Consider the following 24,478-nt stretch of genomic DNA (forward strand, 5'->3'; position numbering starts at 1 on the left):
GTATTAGGATGTCACTATTTGGAAAAAAAGAAAGTCAAAGTCTTAACAAGACTGCCCCTGCCGGAAGTGATTCTGCTGTTTTTAAGGTACTGGGGTCCGGCTGTAAGAAATGCCTAACTTTAGAAGCTAATGTCAAGCAAGCTTGTGAGGAAACTGCACTCAAAGCTGTTGTCGAACATGTCAAAGATTTCAGCCAAATTGCTAATTACGGTGTTATGTCCACACCGGCTCTTGTTCTAAACGAAGAAGTCGTTTCTGCTGGTAAGGTCTTGTCTGCCAAGGACGTGAAGGCCATTATTCAGGAGAAATTATCATGATTTCAAAGCCCAAGGTTGCCTTTGTCTGCGTGCACAATTCCTGCAGAAGCCAGATGGCTGAAGCTCTGGCTAAGTCTCGTTACGCTGATGTTTTCGAGGCCTATTCGGCCGGGACACAGACCAAACCGCATATGAATCAAGATGCCGTACGAATCATGAAAGAGCACTATGGCATTGACATGGAGGCCGCACAGTATTCTAAATTGCTGGGAGAAATACCGGCGGTTGATATCGTGATTACTATGGGCTGCAATGTCAATTGTCCTTATCTGCCTTGCAAGCACAGAGAAGACTGGGGCTTGGACGATCCCACAGGCCAGCCAGACCAAGTCTTTCTGCAAACACTTCATAGCATTGAGGATAAGCTTGAAGCTTTGGCCAACTTTGTTAAGACTCATTCCTTTAACTCTTGATTCGTTTCAACTTTCAAAAACCGTCTTCTTACTGTCAGCTTGAAGCTGCAGTGAAGCAGCATTTTAGGCTCAGGCCTCAACTGTCAAAAAGAGTTTGGGACAAAAGTCTCAAACTCTTTCAATTTATGAAGTATCACATATTTAACGCAGTGGTTTATTGGAAGTCCTTATCCCTTGCTACGCAAGTGATAGCTCCAACAGTTTGGGGAACTGTTGGAGGATATCCAATTATATGAACGTTAGTTCATGTCAATCCCTAATAAACTGTGCGGAGGTGGGACAACCCTCTATTTGCTTACCTCGATAAGCAAAAATACCATATAAATTTTCACAAGCGCAGGCGAGCTAAGAAAGCAGCAAAGAAAAGAGCTCTTTTCTTACTTTTCACCGTCGGTATGGTGTTTTTCTTTCCATTCTTTGATATAGCTGAGCCGCTGTTTGATTCTGGCTTCATGGCCTTCTTCGGTCGGCTTGTAATAAGTATGATCAGCTATGCTTTCAGGGCGTGTTGGCATCGCAGTCAGTTTATCTTTATAAAAATGTGCCAGCTGATAGCCCTTGCCGTAACCGACTTCTTTCATGAGCTTGGTTGTCGCATTGCGCAGCTGCAAGGGCACCGGTTCATCAATGGTTTGTTTGATGTCCTTTTGCACAGCCGTTCTGGCCTTATAAACCGCATTTGACTTGGGCGCCAGAGACAGATAAATCACACACTGGGTCAGATGCACATCACACTCGGGCAGGCCGATATAGCGGCAGGCTTGAAAAACATTAATCGCCAGATTGAGGGCACTATTGTCCGCCAGCCCGATATCTTCACTGGCAAAGCGAATCAGACGTCTGGCAATATAGATAGGATCCTCACCGCCGTCAATCATTCGTCCCAACCAGTAAATGGCCGAGTCCACATCGCTGTTGCGCATGGATTTATGCAGCGCAGAGATGATATTATAATGCTCCTCACCGGCCTTATCATAATAGGCCGTTTTCTTATCCAACAGTTCTTCCAAAAGATCACCGGAGATGGTGACTGTTTTATCTTTTATATCACTGTTAATGACCAGCATTTCCAGCGTATTGAGAGCTGTCCTGGCATCCCCGTTAGAATAAATGGCGATTTGTTTCAGAAGCTCCTCGCTGATACTAATCTCCAAATCCGGAAAAGCTTGAGGGGATTTGAGGACCCGTTTGAGCAGTTCTTCAATATCTTCTTCGGTCAGCTGCTTGAGAACAAAGACCCGGGTGCGTGACAGCAAAGCCGAGTTAACTTCAAAAGAGGGATTTTCAGTTGTCGCTCCAATCAAAATGATACTGCCCTTTTCCACATAGGGCAAAAAAGCATCCTGCTGAGCCTTGTTAAAGCGGTGAATTTCATCAATAAAAACGATAGTGCGCTCACCCAGCTGGCGGTTTTCCTCTGCTTCGTTCATGATTTTACGGATTTCTTTGATGCCGTTTAAAACCGCACTGAAAGTAATAAACTTCGATTTTGTCTTTTTGGCAATAATTTCAGCCAGTGTCGTCTTTCCCACTCCGGGCGGTCCCCAGAAAATCATGGATGACACCTGATCCTTATCAATCATTTCCCGCAAAAATTTTCCTTCTCCCACCAGATGTTTCTGACCGACAAAATCATCCAGACTGGTCGGTCTCACACGACTGGCTAAAGGTGCTGTCATATCCATATCTTGGTCAAATAAAGATGTTTGCGCCATGGCTGTCCCTCCGATCCCAATATAATAGGCAAAAGTCTTAATAGCTTCGCCTTACAGAATTTCTTATTGATTCTTTTATTTTTCTTTGCTGATAAATTCTGACTAACTTTTAAGGCTACTCTTATTATAGCGCAAAAGGTTTGATATGACAGCAAACTAGCAGTCCTTTCACTCCTATAAACCTTACAAATTCTTGCCGGAAATGCTCTGATTTTTTATAAAACATATTTAAATGAAATGAAAACACTTTCTGAAAATAATTTGATTCATAAAAATATTTCATTTTTTTACATAAATTTGATACACTACTAGTAACTAGAGAATTTTTCTCCGTCTGTTACTGTTCAAACTGATGATCGAAAACAACCAAAGGAGGTCAGTATGGAAAAAGAACCCGTTATTGAGTTTAAAGAGGTCAATAAAATTTATGGAGACAATGTTGCTGTTGAGCATATCAATCTGAAAATTATGCCCGGAGAGTTTGTCTGCCTGATCGGTACCAGCGGTTCCGGCAAAACAACTATCCTGCGTATGATTAACCGGATGTTAAAACCAAGCAGCGGCGAAATCTTGATCAACGGTCAGGAAATTTCACACTTCAACCCTGTCCAGCTGCGGCGAAAAATCGGCTATGTCATTCAAAATATCGGCCTCATGCCTCACATGACCATCTATGAAAACATTACGCTGGTGCCAAAGCTTTTGAAATGGCCGGAAGAAAAGAAAAAAGCCAAGGCAAAAGAGCTGATAAAATTAGTTGAGCTGCCGGAAGATTTCTTGGATCGCTACCCTTATGAGCTGTCCGGCGGGCAGCAGCAGCGTATCGGCGTTATCAGAGCACTGGCTGCCGACCAAGAGATTATCCTCATGGATGAGCCTTTCGGAGCCTTGGATCCTATCACAAGAGAAGGGCTGCAGGATCTTGTCAAATCGCTGCAGGAAAAGACTGGAAAAACCATTGTCTTGGTTACCCATGATATTGATGAAGCCTTAAAGCTTGCAACCAAAATTGTTGTCATGGATGAAGGCCATACCGTTCAGCAGGACAGCCCTACTGAATTGCTGCGGCACCCGGCAACACCTTTTGTCCAAAAGATGATCGGGGAAGACCGCCTGATTCAGGCACGCGCTGATGTGACGCCTGTTAAGACAATCATGTTAAAAGACCCGGTTTCTATTACACCTGAACAATCCTTGCATGATGCGATTTCTTTAATGAGACAAAGACGCGTCGACTCTCTTTTGGTCACAGATAAGGACAATAAACTGCTCGGCCTTGTTGATATTGAAACCCTCAACAACAACTATAAGAAAAATCTTTCTGTCGGCGATATTCTAAACAAGGTCAATTTCTACTTAGAAGAAGACCAGCTCCTGCGCGATACAGCCCACCGTATTTTGAAGCGCGGCTTAAAATACGTTCCGGTGGTTGACAAAGAGCATCACCTCAAAGGAATTGTAACGCGGGCATCATTGGTTGATATGCTCTATGATATTATCTGGGGCAGCCAAGATACGGAGGACACGCTATGAGTGACTTTTTAGCACAGTACGGCAATGAATTAATCGTTAAAACTTGGGAACAGATTTATATTTCGGCAATGGCGCTGTTTTTGGGAATTATTGTCGCTGTTCCTATCGGTGTTGCGCTGACGCGGTTTCCAAAGCTGGCTAAATTTTTCATCGGTCTGGCCAGTATCCTGCAAACTGTTCCCAGTCTGGCACTTTTAGCCATGATGATCCCTTTGTTTGGTGTCGGAAGGACGCCTGCAATCATTGCGCTTTTCATTTATTCTTTGCTGCCAATCATGAGAAATACCTATATCGGAATGAATAATGTTGACCCCATTTTAAAGGACAGTGCGAAGGGCATGGGAATGACCCCGATTCAGTCAATTTTTCAAGTTGAGCTGCCCTTGGCAGTGCCGGTTATTATGACGGGAATCAGGCTGTCTGCCATTTATGTCATTGCCTGGGCAACCTTGGCGTCTTATATCGGTGCCGGAGGCCTTGGAGATCTCATTTTCAGCGGTCTGAGCCTCTTTCAGCCTTCTTTAATTATCGGGGGAACCATTCCTGTTATTCTCCTTTCTTTAATTGTTGATTATCTGCTTGGACGCCTTGAAGATTATTTGACACCGCGACAAAAGAGGAATTTATAACATGAAAAAACGACTATATTTTTTAGCAGTCCTTACCATAATTCCAATAATTGTTTTGGCCAGCTGCAGCAAAAACAACAGTTCGAGAACTAAGGACGACGCTAATATAAGAATCGCTGCACAAAGTACGACAGAATCCAGTATTATGGCCAACATGATCAGCGAGTTGATTAACCATGAGTTGGGCTATAAAACAACCCTGATTTCCAACCTCGGCTCTACCAATGTGGTTCATCAGGCTCTCATGCGAAAAGATGCGGACATTGCAGCCACCCGCTATACAGGAACTGACCTGACAGGGACGCTGAATTTACCGGCCGAAAAAGACAATGTCAAGGCCAGCAAAATTATCAAAAAAGAATTCACCAAACGCTTTGATCAGACTTGGTTTCCAAGCTATGGTTTTGCTGACACCTACGCCTTTATGGTAACCAGCAAATTTGCCAAGGCAAACAACCTTACAACCGTAGCGGATCTAAAGCGGATAGCAACAACTGCTAAGGCAGGTGTTGACAGTACCTGGATGAGGCGCGAAGGCGACGGTTACAAGGAATTCAGCCGCACCTACGGTTTCTCCTTTAAGAGTATCTATCCGATGCAGATAGGTCTTGTCTATGATGCTGTTGAGAACGATAAGATGCAGGTGGTTCTGGGCTATTCCACAGACGGCCGCATTCAAAGCTACGACCTCACTATTCTCAAAGACAACAAGCATTTCTTTCCGCCTTATGACGCCTCCATGGTGGCCAACAACCGTATTTTGAGGCAGTATCCTGAGTTAAAGCCGCTGCTCCACCGCTTAGATGGCAAGATTGACCTTGAGACCATGCAGGAACTCAACTATCAAGTTGATGACCAATTGCTGGAGCCGTCCGTTGTCGCACATAATTTTTTGAAAAAACATCATTACTTCCGCGAAGGAGGGGATCAATAATGAGTCATATGAGTCTTACGCAGCAGCTGATTTACTATTTTCAGCACAACAGCAGCTACATTCTGACACAGTTTCTGCAGCATTTCCTCATTTCCATATACGGCGTGCTGCTTGCTGCCCTGATAGGCATTCCGGTGGGAATACTGATTGCTAAGAAGGGACAGCTCCGAGGATTTATCATGGGTATCGCTAATGTCATCCAAACCATTCCCTCGTTAGCCATGATTTCAATTATTATGCTGGCTTTAGGTCTGGGCACAAAAACTGTTATTGCTACTGTCTTCTTATACTCCCTGCTGCCTATTATCGGCAACACCTATGCCGGTATCCGAAATGTCAATGCTGACTTAGTCGATGCTGCCAAGGGCATGGGAATGACTGGTAAACAGCAACTGCTGATGGTTGAGCTGCCTTTATCCTTAGCTGTCATTATGGCCGGTATCCGAAATGCCTTGGTGCTGGCAATCGGGATTACGGCTATCGGAGCCTTTGTCGGCGGCAGCGGTCTTGGAGATATTATTATACGCGGTACCAATGCAACCAACGGCGGTGCTATCATTCTTGCAGGTTCCCTGCCAACCGCCTTTATGGCTGTTGTTTCCGATTTAATTCTCGGGGCTATCCAGCACTATTTGGAACCAAAAGGTATGTCAACCAACCGTTAAACTCATAGCCATCCGTTTGCCAACGGGTGGTTTATTTGTTTTACAGCTACGTGCACAAACAGAAGCAAAAATTACATCAATAAAAAAAGCTGCCTCATCAGACAGCTGTCAGTCTAACCAAGTCTCTTCATCCGGTAAGAGGCTTTTTTTAGAAATTTTAGAGACGTGCCGGTTGCCGGCTACATAAAAACAAAGCGGCTCTGTGCGCCAGTTATCGCTGCAGGTCACACCGATGCGGGGCCTTGCGGCAATACGGTGCGGTAATTTGTCCTTTAGCAGCTGCAGGTGAGAAGCCTCTAAAAAATCTCCGTTAAAACGCTTATCAATCCCTGCCAACTTTGTTAATTTCCCGGGACCGTTGGCCAAAAGTTCACCGTCAGGAAGTTCCAGAGCCCGGATAAGAACTGCTTCTGCAACATCCTGTTCCTTAGTCACTAAGTTGAGCATCTGATGGCCGTAAATCTGATAAACATACCAGTGCCCTGCCGGCAGATACATGGCTTCATTTTTCGGCGTTCGCCGCCCCTTAGCACTGTGGCAGGCACTGTCCTTGCTGCCCAAATAAGCTTCTGTTTCTACAATTCTGCCCAGCAGCTGACCATTTAAACACAGCTGCATGCCCAGCAAGGCTTTGGCTGTGCCGATAGTGTCTGTTTCCATTAACTGCTTAAATTCATTTGTTAGCATAGCTTTATTATAACATGTTAAGGCTTAAGTAAGATTTGTTTTGCAAGGTACAGCAAAAAAACACGCGCAATTCTTGAAATCGGTTTCAAAAGTGCTATAATGAATTTAATTAAATAAAAATTGGAGGAACAACTATGGCCTATAAGACAACCTACCCGTATACGAATGAGGTTTTAAAAGAATTTGCAAACAACAGTGATGCAGATTTAGAAAAGGCATTGGCAACAGCACACGCTCTTTATAAAAAATGGCGTGCTGAAGGCGGCTTAGAAGAACGTAAAGCCCAGCTGCATAAAGTAGCTGACCTTCTTCGCAGGGACCGTGACAAATATGCTGAAGCGATGACCAAAGACATGGGTAAACTTTTTACAGAAGCTCAAGGGGAAGTTGATTTATGTGCAGAAATTGCCGACTACTTTGCTGATAAAGCAGAAGAATTCCTGCAGCCTAAGTCATTTGAACCTATCCACGGAGATGCCTATTATATCAAACAGGCAGTCGGCGTGCTCTTTATGGTAGAACCTTGGAATTTCCCATTCTATCAAGTAATGCGCGTGTTCGCTCCTAACTTTATGATCGGCAATCCAACCGTCCTAAAACATGCGTCTATCTGCCCGGGTTCTGCCCAAGCATTTGAAGACTTGGTTAGAGAAGCAGGCGCTCCTGAGGGCTCTTTCAAGAACCTCTTCCTCACTTACGACCAAGTAAACAATGCTATTGCAGACCCTCGGGTTCAAGGTGTTGCCTTGACCGGTTCTGAACGCGGCGGTGCTTCAATCGCTGCCGAAGCAGGAGCAAATCTGAAAAAATCTGCACTTGAACTTGGCGGTAACGATGCCTTCCTTATCTTAGAAGACGCTGATTTTGATCTCTTGAAGAATACTGTCTTCTTTGCCCGTCTCTACAATGCCGGTCAGGTATGTACATCATCGAAACGCTTTATCGTTGTTGGCGATGACAACTATAAGAAATTCGTTGATATCGTTGTTGAAGCCTTTAAGACAGCTAAATGGGGCGACCCAATGGATCCTGAAACAACACTTGCACCGCTGTCATCTGCTGAAGCCAAAGAAGATGTTCTCGGTCAAATCAAATTGGCGGTAGATAATGGAGCGCATGTAGTTTATGGCAATGAACCGATTGACCATCCGGGAAACTTTATCATGCCTACTGTCTTGACTGATATTACTAAAGACAACCCAATCTACAACCAAGAAATCTTTGGCCCTGTGGCATCTATCTACAAAGTGGATACCGAAGAAGAAGCTATCGCTATCGCTAATGATTCCAGCTATGGACTGGGCGGTACAGTCTTCTCCAAAGATCTTGAGCACGCCAAAGAAGTTGCTGCTAAAGTTGAAACAGGTATGTCCTTCATCAATTCCGGCTGGACATCTCATCCGGAAGTTCCGTTTGGCGGTATCAAAAACTCAGGCTACGGCCGCGAACTCAGCAATCTTGGATTTGATGCTTTCGTCAACGAACACCTTGTGTTCACGCCTCACCAATAAAGTCAGCTGACGTTTTCTGAACTCTTAAATGCGCTTGCATTTAGGAGTTTTTTATTTGCCTGTATCTTCCAGAAAAGTTAAACTTTTTTTGCACCACTTTCTGAAAATAGGCGTATAATCATCTTATAAAGTAAAAGGCTTACATTAGATGGGAAGTGTTTTTCGTGATTAGAAAAGGCAATCAGCAAAACATTAACAGACAGCCTAATTTATACCAATACGATGTACAGACTGTCTTTGAACAGGCAAAGACCAGTCCTCAGGGACTCTCTTTTGATGAAGCTGCCAAAAGGCAGGAAATATACGGCCCTAACCAACTGGAAAAAATCAAAGGAGAACCCTTAATCATCAAATTTGCCAAAAACTTTTTGTCTTTGATGGCAATTCTGCTTTGGATTGGCGGAGCAGTCGCCTTCTTCTTTGCAGGGACACCTGAGCTGGGAATAGCTATCTGGCTGGTCAACATTATCAACGGATGCTTTTCCTTCTTCCAAGAATATAAGGCCGGCAAGGCAACAGAAGCCCTTGAGCACATGCTGCCTTCCTATGCCCGTGTTACCCGGCAAAATCAAGAAGAAAAGATTCTTGCCCAAGAGCTGGTACCGGGTGATCTGATGATGATTGAAGAGGGCGACAGTATTTCTGCTGACGCTCGCATTATTTCTGCTACAGATGATTTTCAGGTTAACCAGTCTGCCCTTACCGGTGAGTCTAACCCTGTCAATAAAAATAACCGTGCTATTTCTGAGAAAGATCCCGATCTTCTCAGTTTGGACAATCTTGTCTTTGCCGGCACATCTGTCAGCAAGGGCAATGCTAAAGTTCTAATCACCAATATCGGTATGGCAACAGAATTTGGACAGATTGCCCATTTAACACAAGGCGTCAGCAATGTCACCAGTCCTTTGCAAAAAGAACTCAACCGTCTGACCAAGCAGATTTCCTTGATCGCTGTATCGGTCGGTATCTTCTTTTTGCTCACATCCGTTTTACTCATTAAAGAACCCTTGGCACAGGCCTTTGTCTTTGCATTGGGCATGATTGTGGCCTTTATTCCTGAGGGTCTTTTGCCAACCGTGACACTGTCACTTGCCATGGCTGTTCAAAAGATGGCTAAGAAAAATGCGCTGGTCAAAACGCTGGCTTCTGTAGAGACTTTGGGAGAAACTTCCGTTATCTGCTCTGATAAAACTGGAACACTGACCCAAAATGAAATGACAGTCAATCATATCTGGACGCCGCAGCAAGAATACGATGTAACAGGTCTGGGCTATGCTCCCAAAGGCAGGATTGAAGCCAATCAAAAGCCGGTTCAAGTCAGTGATAATCCCAGTCTAAACTGGCTCATCAGAGGAGCTGCCCTTTGCGGCAATGCTTCGATTGAACCGCCTCACGGAGACCAAACGCGATACACTGTCCTTGGCGACCCGACCGAAGCCTGCCTAAACGTCCTTGCTCAAAAAGCTGGAATTAACCTAACCGACAATGAAAAGACAGCTCCCAGGCTTCATGAACTGACCTTCGACTCCGAACGTAAGCGCATGACAACAATCCACCAGCTCGAAACAGCACTGGATGGAAGCCATCTGATTAGTTTTACTAAGGGAGCGCCTAAAGAAATCGCAGAGCTGTCCAGCAGAATTTACGACCAAAACCAGATCAGACCCTTGACTGATAAGGAAAGAGCTGCCATTTTAAAAGCCAATGACCAATATGCCAAAGATGGACTGCGCGTTTTGGCTCTGGCCTGCCGCCAGCTTGATTACACGCCTGACCTGCCGCAGGATTTCGCGGATTATACCCCTGAAATCATTGAACAAGACCTCATCTTCATGGGACTACTTGTCATGCAGGATCCGCCGCGTATGGAAGTTGCTGAGGCTATTGAAAAATGCCATAAGGCAAACATCAGAATTATCATGATCACCGGTGACTATGGTCTGACAGCTCTCAGCATCGCTAAGAAAATTGGCATTGTTCAAGGAAACAATCCCCGCCTCGTCACAGGTCAGGAATTAGGAGAGCTGTCCGACAGTGACCTTCAGATGATTCTTAAAGACGAAGTGGTCTTTGCCCGTATCGCTCCTGAACAAAAATACCGCATCGTGACCAATCTGCAGGAACTGGGCCATGTTGTTGCTGTAACCGGCGATGGTGTCAACGATGCCCCTGCCTTGAAAAAAGCTGACATTGGTGTTGCCATGGGAATTACCGGAACCGATGTCGCCAAATCCTCAGCTGACATGATTTTAACCGATGATAACTTTGCCTCCATCGTTAATGCTATCGAAGAAGGACGGACAGTCTATCAAAATATTAAAAAGTTTCTAACCTACATCTTCAACTCCAATACCTCTGAAGCAGTGCCCTCAGCCACCTTTCTGTTCTCCCGCGGGTTCATTCCTCTGCCATTAACCGTTATGCAGATTCTCGCTATTGACCTTGGCAGTGATATGCTGCCCGCCTTAGGTCTGGGTATTGAAAATGCTGAAAAAGATATTATGGAAAGACCGCCCAGACGCAAATCGGACCCGCTCCTCACTAAAAAGCTGCTGGTTAAAGCCTTTGTCTGGTACGGTCTGCTGGAAGCTGTTCTTGCCATGGGAGCTTTCTTTTTCACCTATCTGATTCACGGTCAGGGATTTGCTTTTAGCGGCCCCTACTATGCAGAAGCCACAACCATGACGCTGGGAGCTATCATATTCTGCCAAATCGGCATGGTGCAAAACTGCCGGACAACTAAGCAGTCTGTCTTTGATCTTAAACTCTTTTCAAATTCTTATATCAATCTGGGAATGCTGGCTGAAATCCTGCTCTTTATCCTTTTGAGCTACCTGCCTCTTTTTAACCATATTTTTAATACAGCCCCTTTAGAAGCAGTGAACTGGCTTTATCTGATTTGCTGTCCAATTCCTATTCTTGCTTTGGAAGAAATTCGCAAGGCTTGGCTCAGAAAGCATTCTCACAGCTGAGTTTAAAGACCATACAGAATTTTTCAGAAAATAATAGAATTTTGCAACAATTATACTGATTACAAGCAAGATTTGTGCTATAATGTTTTATAAAGTTATAGCATTCTGCTTCAGATAACTATATATGAGATGAAAGGAAGCGGTCAAATGACTGACAAAGAAACTCTTAAACATTTAAGAAATCGCAGTTCTGTCTACGATTCAATGGTTAAATCACCTAATCGTGCTATGCTCAGAGCAACAGGCATGCAGGATGACGATTTTGAAAAGCCTATCGTTGGCGTTATTTCCACTTGGGCCGAAAATACACCCTGTAATATTCACCTGCACGACTTTGGCAAACTGGCAAAAGTCGGGGTTAAAGATTCGGGAGCCTGGCCCGTTCAATTCGGAACCATTACAGTTTCAGACGGTATTGCTATGGGAACCCAAGGAATGCGCTTCTCGCTGACATCACGCGATATTATCGCTGATTCGATCGAAGCGGCTATGGGCGGACACAATGTCGATGCCTTTGTCGCTATCGGCGGCTGTGATAAAAACATGCCAGGTTCCATGATTGCCATTGCCAATATGGATATTCCGGCTATCTTTGCCTACGGCGGTACTATTGCTCCCGGTAATTTAGACGGTAAAGATATTGACCTTGTCTCTGTCTTTGAAGGGGTCGGCCACTGGAACCACGGTGACATGACCGAAGAAGAAGTTAAAGCTCTCGAATGCAATGCCTGTCCCGGCCCTGGCGGCTGCGGCGGTATGTACACAGCCAACACCATGGCAACAGCCATTGAAGTTTTGGGAATGAGCCTTCCGGGCTCTGCTTCGCATCCTGCCGAATCTCCTGAGAAAAAAGCAGATATTGAAGAAGCCGGCCGTGCTGTTGTGAAGATGCTGGAGATGGGCATTAAACCATCAGATATCCTGACACGCGAAGCTTTTGAAGATGCCATTACGGTAACCATGGCTCTGGGCGGATCCACCAACTCAACCCTCCACTTGTTAGCGATTGCCCATGCAGCTAATGTTGAGCTGACACTTGATGATTTCAATGTCATTCAGGAAAAAGTTCCTCATTTGGCTGACCTGAAACCTTCCGGCAAATATGTCTTCCAAGATCTTTATAATGTCGGCGGCGTACCGGCAGTGATGAAATACCTCTTGGCAAACGGCTTTCTGCATGGTGATCGTCTCACCTGTACCGGTAAGACCGTCGCTGAAAACTTGGCTGAATTTGACGACCTGACACCAGGCCAAAAAGTCATCATGCCGCTGGAAAATCCAAAACGTGCGGACGGACCGCTGATTATCCTTCACGGTAATCTCGCTCCGGAAGGTGCTGTTGCTAAAGTTTCAGGTGTTAAAGTTCGCCGCCACGTCGGACCGGCCAAGGTCTTTGACTCAGAAGAAGCTGCTATCGAAGCAGTGCTGACAGATGAGATTGTTGACGGAGATGTTGTTGTTGTTCGTTATGTCGGACCAAAAGGCGGACCTGGCATGCCGGAAATGCTTTCTCTTTCTTCTATGATTGTCGGTAAAGGTCAAGGAGACAAGGTGGCCCTGCTCACTGACGGCCGTTTCTCAGGCGGGACTTACGGCTTGGTTGTCGGACATATCGCCCCTGAAGCTCAGGACGGCGGACCAATTGCCTACCTTCGTACCGGTGATACAGTTATTGTTGACCAAGATACCAAGGAAATCACCATGGACGTCTCAGAAGAAGAGCTTGAACGCCGCAAGGCTGAAACCGAAATTCCGCCGCTTTATTCCCGCGGAGTTTTAGGCAAATACGCTCACATCGTTTCCTCCGCTTCTAAAGGAGCTGTGACAGACTTCTGGAAACCCGAAGAAACCGGTAAAAAATAGAATTAACACTCAAAAAACAAAAGCTCATCGTTTTAACTAACGGTGAGCTTTCTTATTATTTAGGACTGATTCCCAATGCAATTCTGCCAAAACGGCTGATACGCGTAATCTTCCAGGCCGGTGACCAGACGACTTCCACTCCAACCTTATTGATGCCATCAATTTCAGACAGAGAATCAATAATTTCTGCAGGCAGTGTATCGATGCAGCCGCAGTTAACTTCAGTAAAGGTAATAACTAATTTGCAGAACCCTTCTTCATCCAAATTTATTTCGTAGATTAATCCAAGATTATAAATATCCAGTTCAATCTCCGGGTCATATATTTTTTCAAGTTTTTCAATCAGCTGATCGCTAATGGCTGCAGCGCGCTCATTGATTTTGATATCATCTCTCATTTATGCTCTCCTTCACAAAGTGATTTGGCTATATTTTCCCATAAATAAACCTTTTTTTCAATATTTAATAAATGATTTTTTCCATTTCAGATAATTTCCCTTCTAAAAGCAGGCTCTTTTTATGTTAAAATAAGAAGAATGATAAAAGGAAAGGGAGTTTAGAGGAGATGAAAAATGTGAAGAATCCACCTCTTGTGATGTCAGGCCTGAGTCTGGGCTTGTTTGCTCTTGGAAATCTGCTGGAACTTTACCATCCGGTTTTACGCTACTTATTAGGGATAGCCGCCCTCTTTATCTACCTGCTTTTAATCATCGGGATTTTGAACAACCTCCCTCAGGCAAAAGAGCAGTTGCTGCAGCCCTTGGTTGCTTCCGTCTTTCCGACCTTTTTTATGTCAGGCATGCTGCTTGCAGGTTATATTCAAATTTTTTCCGGACTGGGTTCTTGGATTACTGCCGCCAGCCGGCTTGTCTGGTGGCTGGCCTTCTTGGGAAATGCCGGCTTAATCATTTATTTTACTTTTACATTTGTCCTGCATTTCAGCTGGGACTACGTCTTTCCTTCATGGTCAGTTCTTTATGTCGGCATTGCAGTAGCTGCTCTGACAGCTCCTATCAGCGGACAGTATTTGCTAGGGCAAATGATCTTTTGGATTTGCTTGATTTTGACCCTGCTGGTCCTGCCTTTTATGACGATTAAAGCCTACCGCATCGGTCTTCCTGAGAGTGCCAAACCCAATATTTCTACATTTTGTGCTCCTTTGTCGCTCCTGCTTGCGGGCTATTTGAAAACTTTCCCAGACGGACAACATCCAAATATCAAGATTGTCTGGTTTTTACTCTTAGCCTCACAGCTCCTTTATTTCTTTGTTGTTGTCCAATTGCCTGTTCTTTTAAAACGAGATTTCAACCCGGGATTTTCCGCTTTTACCTTTCCCTTTGTCATATCCATCACTTCACTGCGTGCGGCCGGCCTTTATCTGAATGTGCAGCATCCTTTGTTTCAACTCTTGGTTAAACTAGAGGAGATACTGGCTGTTTTGCTGGTTCTCTTCGTCTTTATTCACTATCTGAGGTTCTTGTTTCACAGCAAGGCTCCTGACAGCTAAAAATAAATTTCCCTGTCAATCCAGTAGAATCAGGCAGGTTTTTTCTGCTTGACAGAAGTACCAGCTGCAGCGGTCAGTCTTGTTTACAATTGTGTCAACCTGCTATGTGTAAAAAAGCACACTCTCTTCAGCCTTATACTCGATATTAATAGATCAAGCGAGCTCTCCCAATTTAGCCTTACAAGTTTACTTTTTTACAAATCTGTCAACCTGTCAGCAGATACCTATCTTTTATAGGCTTTTCTATATGCAGGTTTTATGGTAAACTATTACCATGAATTATAAAGGTTTAGTATTTTTTGATCTTGACGGAACGCTTTTGAACAAGCAGTCACAAGTTTCATCTGAGAATCAGCTGGCTCTTAAGGAGCTGACTGCAAACGGCTATCTTCCTATTATTGCTACCGGACGTTCGATAAAGGAGCTTAACGGGGTGCTTGAACAGTCAGGCATCACATCTGTTATTATGATGAACGGTATGTCTATCTATATTGAAGGAAAAGAAGTCTTTTCACAAAACATTGACAGCGAAATTACTGATAAATTGCTGGATTTGGCTCGCAGTTTTGAAGAGGAAATCGCCTATTACACGCCCTTTGACATCCGCCTGTCAGGCAATTCCCAAGGCTTGAAAGAACATTTTACTTATTTTAATGAGGAACTACCGCCAGTTAATGAACATTTTTATCTTGACAACTCTATCAACATGCTGTTAGTCGGCAGTCTTGATAAGAGCCATGATGCCCTATATCAAAAAGCCATCCCTCAGCTCCATTTTTTCAGAAACAGCCCTTATTCTATTGACGTCACCAAGGTGGGATTTGACAAAGGAACAGGTGTCAATATCGTCAAGGATATTCTCAATCTGCAGCATGTTCCAACTTATGCTTTCGGAGATGGTAAAAATGATATTCCTTTGCTTTTGGCTGCTGATTATTCAATTGCAATGGAAAATGCCGTTGAGGAAGTTCGCGAGATAGCAGACTTTATAACTCACCATCACGATCAAGACGGAATTAAGCATGCCTTGGCACACTACCATTTAATTTAACAGTAAAAAAGATTGGAAGTCAGGTTTTCCAATCTTTTTCGTTTTTTAATTCAGTCAATTAAAAGGGTAAGCTGTGAAGCTCTGCTTATCCTTTTCAGGCCGCTCTTCTTTGCAAAACAACTTTTCGTTTTCCGACTATCAGCCCCAGAACAGCAAAGATGACGAAAAATACGCCTAAAGCCAAGACCTGACTGCCGATTGTACCAGCCATTGAAATTGTTTCTCGCAGGCCAGATACAGAGTAACTCATTGGCAAATAAGGATTGACGTTTTGGAAGAACTTATCTGTTACATCAAGAGGATAGGTTCCGGCGCTGGATCCTAACTGCAGCAAGAGTAAAATTAAGGACGCAAAGGCACCGAATTTATCATGCCAGGTTACTAAGGCTGTTACCAGCGTCATGAAAGTGATACTTGTAAGAATAGTCAAGCCCAGAGTCCTAAGCTCAAAATTGGACGTCAAACCTATCATACGGACTCCAGCATAAAGGATAATGGCTCCTGCTACAGCAATTAAACCATTGACAGCAAATTTTTGTTCAAGCCATTCTTTAAGAGTTTTTGCCTTTTTACCTGAAAGAGCCTCCCTAAAGATTGTATTGGTTGATAAGGCCATAACCATCAAGGCTGCTGACATCATGTAAGGAGCCATCCCTACACCGTTATTCTTTACGTGATCCTTATCCTGATGCTTGATAGAAACAGGATTTGCTAAAGTGCTGGCGTTAGTATCAGCAACCGATACAATTGACAGTTTATTCTTTGCATGTGATAAAGCTTTAGAAAGCTGGCTGCTTCCGCTTGACAGTTCTGTCAAGTTCTTTGTCAAGGTGTTGCTTCCCTCTGACAATTTACCGGCTCCTGTAGAAATTTGGCTGGCACCGCTAGCCAGCTGGCTGGCTCCAGCAGTTAATTGACTGCTGCTGGCAGCCAATGTATTAGCACCGTTATTAAGCGTGCCGACTGCACTGGTATAAGCATTTAACCCCTTTGTCAATGCAGCAGTTCCTGCTGACAGACCGTTTCCAAGCTGACCTGCGCCGTTGGCTAACGAGCTGCTGGCCGGGATAATCTGTGTATTTAAAGCCGTATTGATCTGTGTCAATCCACTTGACAAAGTTGTTAAGCTTGCAGATGCACTCGGCAGCACCAGATTTGCTGTTTGTTTTAATTGAGTTAAAGCTGCGCTGGGATTGCTGCCAGTATTTGCTGCAGCCTGTCCGTTTGGCAGTAAATTTTGAATACTTTGAACACTGGTTAAAATGGCCTTTGCCTGAGAAACGGTTGCCGCATCAGGACCTGTTGCTGTCGCTGCCGTTGAATTACTTGTATTAGCTAAAGCAGCAGCAATTTCAGATTGATCTGATGCAGACAGCTTTTGGTAAGCGCTGGTCGCCTGCACAGCAGCTAGAGGATTCTGCTGCTGACTGCCTGCTGGCGTCTGCTGGGTCGTACCGGCCGAATTGACAATATTCTGTGCTGCTGTCGTTATAGCTGACAGATAGCTGCTGATATTGACATTGCTGGGCGCTGCTGCAGGAGCCGCACTGAAATTTTGGATAGCTGTATTGAGGCCATTTAAAGAGCCGATCAGCTGAGTAATTTGTTGACTTTGCTGGGCTGAGAGGTTTGTCTTGGCTGAGAGAGCAGCCAGTCCCTGATTGAGCTGACTGGCAGCATTGGCCAGTTGCTGAATCTGGCCTGAACCATTGCTTAATTGGGAAACTCCCCCCAGAAGTTCCTGTGACTTACTATTAAGCTGACTTGTCCCGGCAGCTAACTGCCCCACTCCTCCTGTATAGGTCTGTAAACCTGAATACAAGCTGTTAGCCCCTTGATTAAATGTTTGGCTGGAATTAGCCAAGGTTGCCAGATTGCTGCCAATCAGCTGACTTCCTTTTTCCAGCTGGCTGGATCCTCCTGCTATCTTTTGACTGGCGGTGCTGGCCTCACCAAGACCAGTTTTTAAAGTTGACATATTTTTAAAAAGAGATTTTGTATAGGTTCCTGTAATATTTTTTGAGACAGATGCTTTTAAGGTTTTAGCAGCCGTCTCGCTCATTTTAGAAGCAACAAAGCTGTGCCCTTTAGACGTCTGATAGGAAATGGTGATTTGTCTGGGGTCATCTGTCAAAACACTGGCTGCCTTTTGGGACAGATCGTTCGGCAGAGTAATAATCATATAATAATCACCTTCTTGCAGTCCCTTTTGGGCCTTCTCGCTGCTGACAAAATGATAATCCAGATTCTTATTTCGCGCCATGGTGTCAACCATATCTTCACCAATGGTCATTTCTTTATTGTTGTAAGATGCCGGCTTATCTTCATTAACTACAGCAACCGGTAAGTCTGACACATGGCCGTAAGGATCCCACATTGAACGCAAAAAAATAATATTATATAAAGCAGGAACAAGGGCTATCCCCACCATTGTAATCCAAAGCATAGGCTTTTTTAAGACTGCTTTTAATTCCGCTAACATTTTCTCTCCTTTTTATACATTATGTCTAAATATTTGATATAATAGATTATACTCATAAATAAGCATTTTACAAGATAAAAATCAGAATTTTAGACAGTGTGTATAATTCTGTTCAAAAGGAGTTTGACCATGACAAAATCTCTAAAAAAAGAAAAAACAAAGCAAGCCTTGGAAACAGCTATGGCTCATTTATTAGAAAAAGAGAGTTTTAACGACATTACAACAACTGAGTTAGCCAAAGCAGCCCATATCAGCCGCAGCGGCTTTTACACGCATTATAAAGACAAATATGAAATGATTGACATCTATCAGCAGACACTCTTCAGCAAATTGGAGTATATTTTTGACAAAAATTCAGCCAACCAGGAAGGAGCTATTTTAGAAGTCTTTGAATTTCTCAATCGAGAACCGCTGTTTGCAGCCCTGCTCTCTGAGAATGGCACCAAAGAAATTCAGGAATTCCTGAAAAACAAATTTCGGCTGTTAATCACTCAAGATTTGCAAGTCGGTCTTTCCATCACCATTCAAAATAATTTTCAAAACAAAAATTTGACGGATGTTGAAAGAGAATACGGAACAATCTATATTATCAATGCCCTCTTTGGCGTCTGCCAAATGTGGATTGCCCGCGGTAAGGTTGAAAGCCCTGAACAGATGACAGATTTTATTATTAAAATGATGCATTAAGTTATGTTAATTCTTCTTAAAAGCAAAAAAACGGTTCGATTTGAATCGCTTTTTTTATCGTGAAGCCGTACCTGCCTTTTTATTATAAGCTGACTGATCTACCTTTAATTAAAAAGAACCATTATAAAAGGCTGAAACGATTAGTTCCAGCCTTTTGATAAGCAATAATCCTATATTAGAGCATTTTGTTGTAGTATTCAACGACAAGGGCTTCATTGATTTCCGGATTGATTTCATCACGTTCGGGAAGACGTGTCAGTGAACCTTCCAATTTATCAGCATCAAAAGAAACAAATGCGGGACGTCCGACAACAGCTTCAACTGCTTCCAGGATAGCTGGAACCTTAGCTGATTTTTCACGAACTGAAATGACCTGACCCACTTCAACGCGATAGCTAGGAATATCAACGCGTTTGCCATCAACAAGAATGTGTCCGTGGTTGACAAACTGACGTGCTTGACGGCGTGTCGTTGCAAGACCTAAGCGGTAAACGACATTGTCAAGACGGCGTTCAAGAAGAATCATAAAGTTAAAACCAAGTGTTCCTTCTTTGACTTTAGTCGCTTGAACGAATAAGTTACGGAATTGTTTTTCACCAAGGCCGTATGAGAAGCGCAGTTTTTGTTTTTCAGCCAACTGCAAACCGTACTCAGACAGTTTTGAGCGATTGTTTGGACCATGCTGACCCGGTACGTAGTTACGGCGTGCCAGTTCTTTACCTGTACCTGTAAGTGACAAACCGAGACGGCGGGATTGTTTCCATGATGGACCTGTATAACGTGACATTTGATGTCCTCCTATAAAATAAATATTTTGTAGGAAATAACGTTTTAAGCAAACCTAATTCGTGCAGATGCCCTTCGCCTAAACAGCAAAGGTTACTGATAAAAGTTAGTAGATCATTTGTACCGAAAAACAAAGCACGAAGGCAACATTAAATAAAAGTTTAGCCTAAGAAGCAATGTATGCAGTGCAAACAGCCACCGGGGACACCTGTTGACGAGCTTTATTTTGCTCTGCTGCTATTTCACACAAACGATAGTATAACACAGAAAAAAGGCTTTGTAAAGCCTTTTCGCATAATATTTTATTGTGACAAAGCAGCTAAAATCAATTATCGGCTTTTGCCATCTGGCAAAATCTCCTTGCCTTTCCTGCAAGGTGCTTTCTAGCCTAATCGCAGTCCAAAGCTTAACTGTCTCAAATAGACCTAGCCATTGGTGTTTTGCAGGGCGTGATTTAAAATCTGTACCGTGTTGGCAGACTTGTTGCAAACTTTACAACTTTGTCAATTTTCTGTCAACCATAAAAGATCAAGCCTGCCAAGGATCTAATCAAAGTAGTGAATCAGCGTTTTTTCCGTCAAAATATCCGAGTAAGTATACGATTCAACATAGGTATTGTCAATTTCACCCGGAATACTTGCCTCATCCTTATATTCAACAATAAATAATGACGAGTAAACTTCAATCAGACGGCCGACCTTGTTTTTTTCCCGTTTACGGCCGTTTTCAAGCGTCAGTTCAACCAACTGACCTTCATGATTTTTAATATCTTCTTTAATTTTTTTCATCTTTGCGACATCTGCAAATGCATCACTCATTAAATGTATCTCTCCTATCTTTCCTCAAATGGGGCTATGGTCGAAAATTTATTATACTGCTTCTGGAAGATCAGTTTAACTGTTCCTCTGGCACCTGCCCGATTTTTTTCCAGTATAACCTCAATAGTATTGTCCTCCAGCTGATCCTGTCCGTCTTCCTTGTCACCTCTGTCATAATAATCATCACGATACAAAAAAGCAACAATATCGGCATCTTGTTCAATAGAACCTGACTCCCGAATATCAGACAGAACCGGCCTTTTATCCTGACGCTGCTCAACACCGCGAGACAGCTGGCTGAGGGCAATAACCGGAACCTTAAGCTCTTTAGCAAGTATTTTTAGCTGGCGGGAAATATCAGAAACTTCCTGCTGACGATTTTCCGGACGTGTTCCTGTGATCAGCTGAAGATAGTCAATAACAATCAAACCCAGTCCATTTTCAAGTTCCTGATCAAGTTTGCGGGCACGCGCCCGAATTTCTGTGACTTTAATCCCCGGGGTGTCATCAATGTAAATGGGAGCTTCAGCAAGAGTTCCCTGAGCCAGCGTAATGTTTTGCCATTCCTGCTCACTCAGCTGACCGGTCCGCAAATGATGGGCATCTACCATACCTTCTGATGCAAGCATCCGGTCGACTAAACTTTCCGCCCCCATTTCAAGCGAGAAAATGGCAACCGGCCGGTTGCTTTTTGTTCCGACATTTTGCGCAATATTAAGAACAAAGGCTGTCTTACCGACTGCCGGTCTGGCAGCCAGAATAACCAGCTGATCCGGATGCAGGCCTGTTGTAATCTTATCAAGATCCTGAAAACCTGTTGGCAGCCCAGTAACATCTGAAGTCTGTTTTGACCGCAGTTCAAGATTTTCATAATTGATGGCTAAAACATCAGAAATTTTGCGAAAACCGCTGCGATTGCTGCGCTCATTGACATCAACCAGGGCTTTCTCAGCACCTGCAATAATCTCTTCAGAATCTGTCGCTCCCTCATAGGCTTGATTGACCGTTTCTGTTAAGCGGTCAATAATCCGGCGCAGCATAGATTTTTCAGCCACAATCTTGGCATAATACTCAGCATTGGCACTGGTTGGCACACTGTTGACCAATTCAACAAGGTAAGAGATTCCGCCAATATTTTGCAGGTCCCCCTGACTGTCAAGAACGGCGCGGACAGTTGTTGCATCAATAGCGTCATTTCGGTCATTGAGACTTATCATCGCTTTAAAAATAACTCGATGCGCATATTTATAAAAATCCTCAGGCTCAATATATTCTCGAACAGCAATGAGTTTATCAGGCGATATAAAAATAGAACCTAAGACAGATTGTTCTGCTACCAAATCCTGAGGCTGAACTCGTAATTCCGGAGCTTCTGGCAAAACTTCTCACCCCCTAACCTTATTTTGTCTGATCATGAATTCAGGCTTCCTTAACCTGAAGTTTGATAATACCGTCAACATCTTTATGAAGCTTTACAGGCACCTCAATAACCCCAATCGCACGGATAGAGTGATCAAGCTTAATATGGCGCTTATCAAGCTTAATTCCAAACTGTCTGTTTAATTCCTCAGAGATTTTTTTAGCTGTGATAGAACCAAACGTTCGGCCGTCCGGACCGACTTTTTCTGTGAACTGAACAAGAGTTGCTTCTTTTTCCAGCTCTGCCTTGATGGTCTTAGCTTCAGCCAACAGTTCTGCCTGAGCTTTTTCTTCGGACTTCTGCTTGCCTTTAAGCTCATTGATGGCCTGTTTGGTGGCTTCTTTGGCTAAATTTTTCTTGATTAAAAAATTTTGAGCGTAGCCTGTAGGAACTTCCTTGACTTCGCCTTTTTTACCTTTTCCCTTGACATCTGCCAAAAAAATAACTTTCATCACTAAGACTCCTTATTTTCTTTAAATTCTTCTTTAATTTTTTCTAACAAGAGCTCGCGAACCTCTTTAACAGTCATATCCTGTATTTGACAAGCAGCTAAGTTAAAGTGGCCGCCGCCGCCCATTTCTTCCATAATCCGCTGAACATTGATTTTATTGCGGCTCCGTGCTGACACAGAGACAAACCCTTCAGAGGTTTTGGTAATGACAAATGTAGCTTCAATACCTGCCATGCTGAGCATAGTATCAGCGGCCTTGCCGGCGATAACCTTAGAATAGCTGGCATCTTCTGATCCGGCTGTCACAATGACATTCGGCAGAATACGTTCCCCGCGTAAAATTAACTCATTAACGGATCGGTATTCATCAAAATCAAGAGCCGATATGTTTTGAATTTCCACATTATCGCTTCCCAGCGTCCGCAGATAGCTGGCAACATCAAAAGTACGGCTAGTCACACGTGTTGAAAAATTCTTAGTGTCAAGCATAATTCCTGCCATGACAATGCTGGCTTGAATCTTGCTCAAGCGGTATTTGCTGTCTTGGAACTGTAAAAGCTCTGTCACCAACTCGCTGGCGCTGCTGGCACCGCTCTCAATGAAGGTTAGTGTCGCATTTTCCGGGAAATCATCATCTCTTCTGTGGTGGTCGATAACAATAACTTCTGTAAACTTATCGTAAAGCTCTCTTGACAGCGTTAACTGCAGCTTAGAATGATCAACCATGACAAGAAGAGAATTTTCCGTCACCTGTTCAAGAGCTTCCTTGACAGTCAGCAGCTGTGTATTACCATCAGACTGTAAACGCTCAACTGCTCTTTTGACATCGTGGCCGATACTGTCATCGTCATAAACGGCATAAGCATGCTCAATGATATTATTAGCAAAAACCTGCATGCCGACAGAAGCTCCCAAAGCATCCATATCCAGATTTTTGTGTCCGACCACAAAGACACTGTCAACTGTTTTTATCTTATCTGAGATGGCAGTCATCATGGCGCGTGTCCTTGTTCGAGAACGTTTTACGGTTGAAACGCTGCCGCCGCCGAAATAAAGCAGCCTTTTATTGTCCTCATTTTCACGGATAACAGCTTGGTCGCCGCCCCGAACCAGAGCAATGTTAAGATTTTTAAGAGCAATCTGGCCAATCTGATCATGATTGGTCCTGCCGTAGGAAATTCCCATGCTCAGGGTCAAAGGGAGCTGGCGCTCCTGAGCTTCTTTGCGAAATTGTTCCAGCACATCAAATTTATTTTGAATCAGCTGATTTAAAGTGCCGTAATCCGTAAAGAAATAAAACCGATCCATGTTGACACGGCAGTAAAAGATGCCGTTATTCTGAGCAAATTCAGAAATAAAATTAGCAATAAAACCATTAATCTGAGACACTTCTGCATCAGCCAAAGATTCGACGGTGTCATCATAATTGTCAATGGAAATAACACCGATGACAGGCTGCAAATCCGGGCCTTGCTTTTGGCTGTCATTGTCTCTGGATAGATTAAAGAAATAAAAGATGCCGTTAGTTACATCTAAATAGACAGAATACTTGTTATCTCCGACTTCCATTGTCTGATCAGCGGAGCCTTCTTTTTTACTTTTGATGACAGACATGATAAAGTCACTGTCAAATTCACCGTCTTCCTTGGTAAAAATCAATTCTGCAAAGGGATTGAACCACTCAATCTTGTCTGTTTCAGGATCAAACTGAACAACACCCACCGGCATTTGATCAAGCATCGTAATCAGCTTGCCTTCCGTCTGGCTGTTTAAAAGTTCAATTTGCTCCAATTCAGAAAGTTCATAGACACTTTTTTGATAATAAAGTAATATGACGATAGCTGCGCACGTTAAAAAAACAATGAACATCAGCAGCGGAGAATCCGGAAAAACACGGGTACTGATAGCCAAAATTCCAAATAAAATCATGCCTATCATGATCAGGTGGCTGGTTGCAAAACGAAATCTTTTCATTATCTAAACCTCTTAAGCCCTAATTATACCATAAAAGCTTTATAAAATATAGGGGGTAAAGAAG

General features: G+C 43.6%; 21 protein-coding genes. 12 read left to right on the forward strand and 9 right to left on the reverse strand.

Annotated elements, in window-relative coordinates; genetic code table 11:
- Positions 1-8: 8 nt before the first annotated feature.
- Together AC4HAN_RS07155 and AC4HAN_RS07160 are read left to right on the forward strand one after the other, a co-directional pair.
- Entirely contained in the window at positions 9-317 is a 309-nt protein-coding gene (locus tag AC4HAN_RS07155; RefSeq protein ID WP_491091894.1) for a thioredoxin family protein, read from the forward strand.
- On the forward strand, positions 314-730 hold the full coding sequence (locus AC4HAN_RS07160) for an arsenate reductase ArsC (protein ID WP_491091895.1): 417 nt from the start codon (positions 314-316) through the stop codon (positions 728-730). The genes AC4HAN_RS07155 and AC4HAN_RS07160 overlap by 4 nt, the downstream gene beginning before the upstream one ends.
- Before the next feature lie 377 nt (positions 731-1,107).
- Here the strand turns inward: AC4HAN_RS07160 and AC4HAN_RS07165 are convergent, their stop codons facing one another.
- Positions 1,108-2,445: a replication-associated recombination protein A gene (locus AC4HAN_RS07165; protein WP_491091896.1), complete on the reverse strand. Its 1,338-nt coding sequence runs from the start codon at positions 2,443-2,445 to the stop codon at positions 1,108-1,110.
- Between the two features lie 381 nt (positions 2,446-2,826).
- On the opposite strand from AC4HAN_RS07165, the gene AC4HAN_RS07170 reads away from it, so the two are divergent.
- The 4 genes from AC4HAN_RS07170 to AC4HAN_RS07185 are packed head-to-tail and all read left to right on the forward strand — an operon-like array spanning position 2,827 to position 6,206.
- Positions 2,827-3,978 (forward strand): betaine/proline/choline family ABC transporter ATP-binding protein, encoded by a 1,152-nt coding sequence (locus AC4HAN_RS07170; RefSeq protein ID WP_491091897.1) that lies wholly within the window; start codon positions 2,827-2,829, stop codon positions 3,976-3,978.
- Positions 3,975-4,607 (forward strand): ABC transporter permease, encoded by a 633-nt coding sequence (locus AC4HAN_RS07175; protein WP_491091898.1) that lies wholly within the window; start codon positions 3,975-3,977, stop codon positions 4,605-4,607. Before AC4HAN_RS07170 ends, AC4HAN_RS07175 begins: the two co-directional genes overlap by 4 nt.
- 1 nt (position 4,608) lies before the next feature.
- Positions 4,609-5,541 (forward strand): osmoprotectant ABC transporter substrate-binding protein, encoded by a 933-nt coding sequence (locus AC4HAN_RS07180; protein WP_491091899.1) that lies wholly within the window; start codon positions 4,609-4,611, stop codon positions 5,539-5,541.
- A complete protein-coding gene (locus AC4HAN_RS07185; protein WP_491091900.1) occupies positions 5,541-6,206 on the forward strand; it encodes an ABC transporter permease in 666 nt (221 codons plus the stop codon). The genes AC4HAN_RS07180 and AC4HAN_RS07185 overlap by 1 nt, the downstream gene beginning before the upstream one ends.
- A 108-nt stretch (positions 6,207-6,314) precedes the next feature.
- Here AC4HAN_RS07185 and AC4HAN_RS07190 read toward each other — a convergent pair whose 3' ends face one another.
- Positions 6,315-6,893, reverse strand: a complete 579-nt coding sequence (locus AC4HAN_RS07190) for a DNA-3-methyladenine glycosylase (RefSeq protein WP_491091901.1) — start codon at positions 6,891-6,893, stop codon at positions 6,315-6,317.
- A gap of 134 nt (positions 6,894-7,027) precedes the next feature.
- Between AC4HAN_RS07190 and AC4HAN_RS07195 the strand changes: the two genes are divergently transcribed.
- From AC4HAN_RS07195 to ilvD, 3 genes are all read left to right on the forward strand, one after another.
- Positions 7,028-8,404 carry an NAD-dependent succinate-semialdehyde dehydrogenase gene (locus tag AC4HAN_RS07195; RefSeq protein ID WP_491091902.1) on the forward strand — a complete coding sequence of 459 codons (1,377 nt, stop codon included), beginning with the start codon at positions 7,028-7,030 and terminating at the stop codon, positions 8,402-8,404.
- A 191-nt stretch (positions 8,405-8,595) separates the two neighbouring features.
- Positions 8,596-11,376: a cation-translocating P-type ATPase gene (locus AC4HAN_RS07200; RefSeq protein WP_491091953.1), complete on the forward strand. Its 2,781-nt coding sequence runs from the start codon at positions 8,596-8,598 to the stop codon at positions 11,374-11,376.
- 147 nt (positions 11,377-11,523) lie between these two features.
- Complete coding sequence (gene ilvD / locus AC4HAN_RS07205) at positions 11,524-13,239, forward strand: dihydroxy-acid dehydratase (protein WP_491091903.1); 1,716 nt, start codon at positions 11,524-11,526, stop codon at positions 13,237-13,239.
- 55 nt (positions 13,240-13,294) lie between these two features.
- Here ilvD and AC4HAN_RS07210 read toward each other — a convergent pair whose 3' ends face one another.
- The gene (locus AC4HAN_RS07210; protein WP_057491160.1) at positions 13,295-13,636 is read right to left on the reverse strand and encodes a metal-sulfur cluster assembly factor; all 342 of its coding nucleotides are present in this window, start codon (positions 13,634-13,636) and stop codon (positions 13,295-13,297) included.
- Between the two features lie 167 nt (positions 13,637-13,803).
- On the opposite strand from AC4HAN_RS07210, the gene AC4HAN_RS07215 reads away from it, so the two are divergent.
- Positions 13,804-14,745 (forward strand): TDT family transporter, encoded by a 942-nt coding sequence (locus AC4HAN_RS07215; protein WP_491091904.1) that lies wholly within the window; start codon positions 13,804-13,806, stop codon positions 14,743-14,745.
- A 274-nt stretch (positions 14,746-15,019) separates the two neighbouring features.
- Entirely contained in the window at positions 15,020-15,796 is a 777-nt protein-coding gene (locus AC4HAN_RS07220; protein ID WP_491091905.1) for a Cof-type HAD-IIB family hydrolase, read from the forward strand.
- Positions 15,797-15,890: 94 nt separating this feature from the next.
- On the opposite strand, the gene AC4HAN_RS07225 is transcribed toward AC4HAN_RS07220, so the two are convergent.
- A complete protein-coding gene (locus tag AC4HAN_RS07225) occupies positions 15,891-18,278 on the reverse strand; it encodes a YhgE/Pip family protein (protein WP_491091906.1) in 2,388 nt (795 codons plus the stop codon).
- Between the two features lie 129 nt (positions 18,279-18,407).
- Here AC4HAN_RS07225 and AC4HAN_RS07230 point away from each other — a divergent pair, with 129 nt between their 5' ends.
- Entirely contained in the window at positions 18,408-18,965 is a 558-nt protein-coding gene (locus tag AC4HAN_RS07230) for a TetR/AcrR family transcriptional regulator (protein WP_491091907.1), read from the forward strand.
- 175 nt (positions 18,966-19,140) lie between these two features.
- Here AC4HAN_RS07230 and rpsD read toward each other — a convergent pair whose 3' ends face one another.
- The 5 genes from rpsD to AC4HAN_RS07255 form a co-directional block, all read right to left on the reverse strand.
- Positions 19,141-19,752 (reverse strand): 30S ribosomal protein S4, encoded by a 612-nt coding sequence (gene rpsD / locus AC4HAN_RS07235; RefSeq protein ID WP_491091908.1) that lies wholly within the window; start codon positions 19,750-19,752, stop codon positions 19,141-19,143.
- A gap of 544 nt (positions 19,753-20,296) precedes the next feature.
- Positions 20,297-20,569: a Veg family protein gene (locus AC4HAN_RS07240; RefSeq protein WP_491091909.1), complete on the reverse strand. Its 273-nt coding sequence runs from the start codon at positions 20,567-20,569 to the stop codon at positions 20,297-20,299.
- Between the two features lie 14 nt (positions 20,570-20,583).
- Positions 20,584-21,948 carry a replicative DNA helicase gene (gene dnaB, locus AC4HAN_RS07245; RefSeq protein WP_491091910.1) on the reverse strand — a complete coding sequence of 455 codons (1,365 nt, stop codon included), beginning with the start codon at positions 21,946-21,948 and terminating at the stop codon, positions 20,584-20,586.
- A gap of 40 nt (positions 21,949-21,988) precedes the next feature.
- Positions 21,989-22,441 carry a 50S ribosomal protein L9 gene (rplI, locus tag AC4HAN_RS07250; protein ID WP_491091911.1) on the reverse strand — a complete coding sequence of 151 codons (453 nt, stop codon included), beginning with the start codon at positions 22,439-22,441 and terminating at the stop codon, positions 21,989-21,991.
- A 2-nt stretch (positions 22,442-22,443) separates the two neighbouring features.
- Entirely contained in the window at positions 22,444-24,414 is a 1,971-nt protein-coding gene (locus AC4HAN_RS07255; protein WP_491091912.1) for a GGDEF domain-containing protein, read from the reverse strand.
- Between the last annotated feature and the right edge of the window lie 64 nt (positions 24,415-24,478).

The sequence above is a fragment of the Streptococcus sp. ELY_86 genome, from assembly GCF_058314495.1.

Coding starts and splice junctions, on each gene's coding strand:
- ilvD (WP_491091903.1), top strand. CDS start 11,524: ATGACTGACAAAGAAACTCTTAAACATTTAAGAAATCGCAGTTCTGTC.
- AC4HAN_RS07190 (WP_491091901.1), bottom strand. CDS start 6,893: ATGCTAACAAATGAATTTAAGCAGTTAATGGAAACAGACACTATCGGC.
- AC4HAN_RS07165 (WP_491091896.1), bottom strand. CDS start 2,445: ATGGCGCAAACATCTTTATTTGACCAAGATATGGATATGACAGCACCT.
- AC4HAN_RS07195 (WP_491091902.1), top strand. CDS start 7,028: ATGGCCTATAAGACAACCTACCCGTATACGAATGAGGTTTTAAAAGAA.
- AC4HAN_RS07255 (WP_491091912.1), bottom strand. CDS start 24,414: ATGAAAAGATTTCGTTTTGCAACCAGCCACCTGATCATGATAGGCATG.
- AC4HAN_RS07170 (WP_491091897.1), top strand. CDS start 2,827: ATGGAAAAAGAACCCGTTATTGAGTTTAAAGAGGTCAATAAAATTTAT.
- AC4HAN_RS07215 (WP_491091904.1), top strand. CDS start 13,804: ATGAAAAATGTGAAGAATCCACCTCTTGTGATGTCAGGCCTGAGTCTG.
- AC4HAN_RS07180 (WP_491091899.1), top strand. CDS start 4,609: ATGAAAAAACGACTATATTTTTTAGCAGTCCTTACCATAATTCCAATA.
- AC4HAN_RS07220 (WP_491091905.1), top strand. CDS start 15,020: ATGAATTATAAAGGTTTAGTATTTTTTGATCTTGACGGAACGCTTTTG.
- AC4HAN_RS07185 (WP_491091900.1), top strand. CDS start 5,541: ATGAGTCATATGAGTCTTACGCAGCAGCTGATTTACTATTTTCAGCAC.
- AC4HAN_RS07155 (WP_491091894.1), top strand. CDS start 9: ATGTCACTATTTGGAAAAAAAGAAAGTCAAAGTCTTAACAAGACTGCC.
- AC4HAN_RS07210 (WP_057491160.1), bottom strand. CDS start 13,636: ATGAGAGATGATATCAAAATCAATGAGCGCGCTGCAGCCATTAGCGAT.
- AC4HAN_RS07240 (WP_491091909.1), bottom strand. CDS start 20,569: ATGAGTGATGCATTTGCAGATGTCGCAAAGATGAAAAAAATTAAAGAA.
- AC4HAN_RS07230 (WP_491091907.1), top strand. CDS start 18,408: ATGACAAAATCTCTAAAAAAAGAAAAAACAAAGCAAGCCTTGGAAACA.
- AC4HAN_RS07160 (WP_491091895.1), top strand. CDS start 314: ATGATTTCAAAGCCCAAGGTTGCCTTTGTCTGCGTGCACAATTCCTGC.
- AC4HAN_RS07225 (WP_491091906.1), bottom strand. CDS start 18,278: ATGTTAGCGGAATTAAAAGCAGTCTTAAAAAAGCCTATGCTTTGGATT.
- rplI (WP_491091911.1), bottom strand. CDS start 22,441: ATGAAAGTTATTTTTTTGGCAGATGTCAAGGGAAAAGGTAAAAAAGGC.
- AC4HAN_RS07175 (WP_491091898.1), top strand. CDS start 3,975: ATGAGTGACTTTTTAGCACAGTACGGCAATGAATTAATCGTTAAAACT.
- rpsD (WP_491091908.1), bottom strand. CDS start 19,752: ATGTCACGTTATACAGGTCCATCATGGAAACAATCCCGCCGTCTCGGT.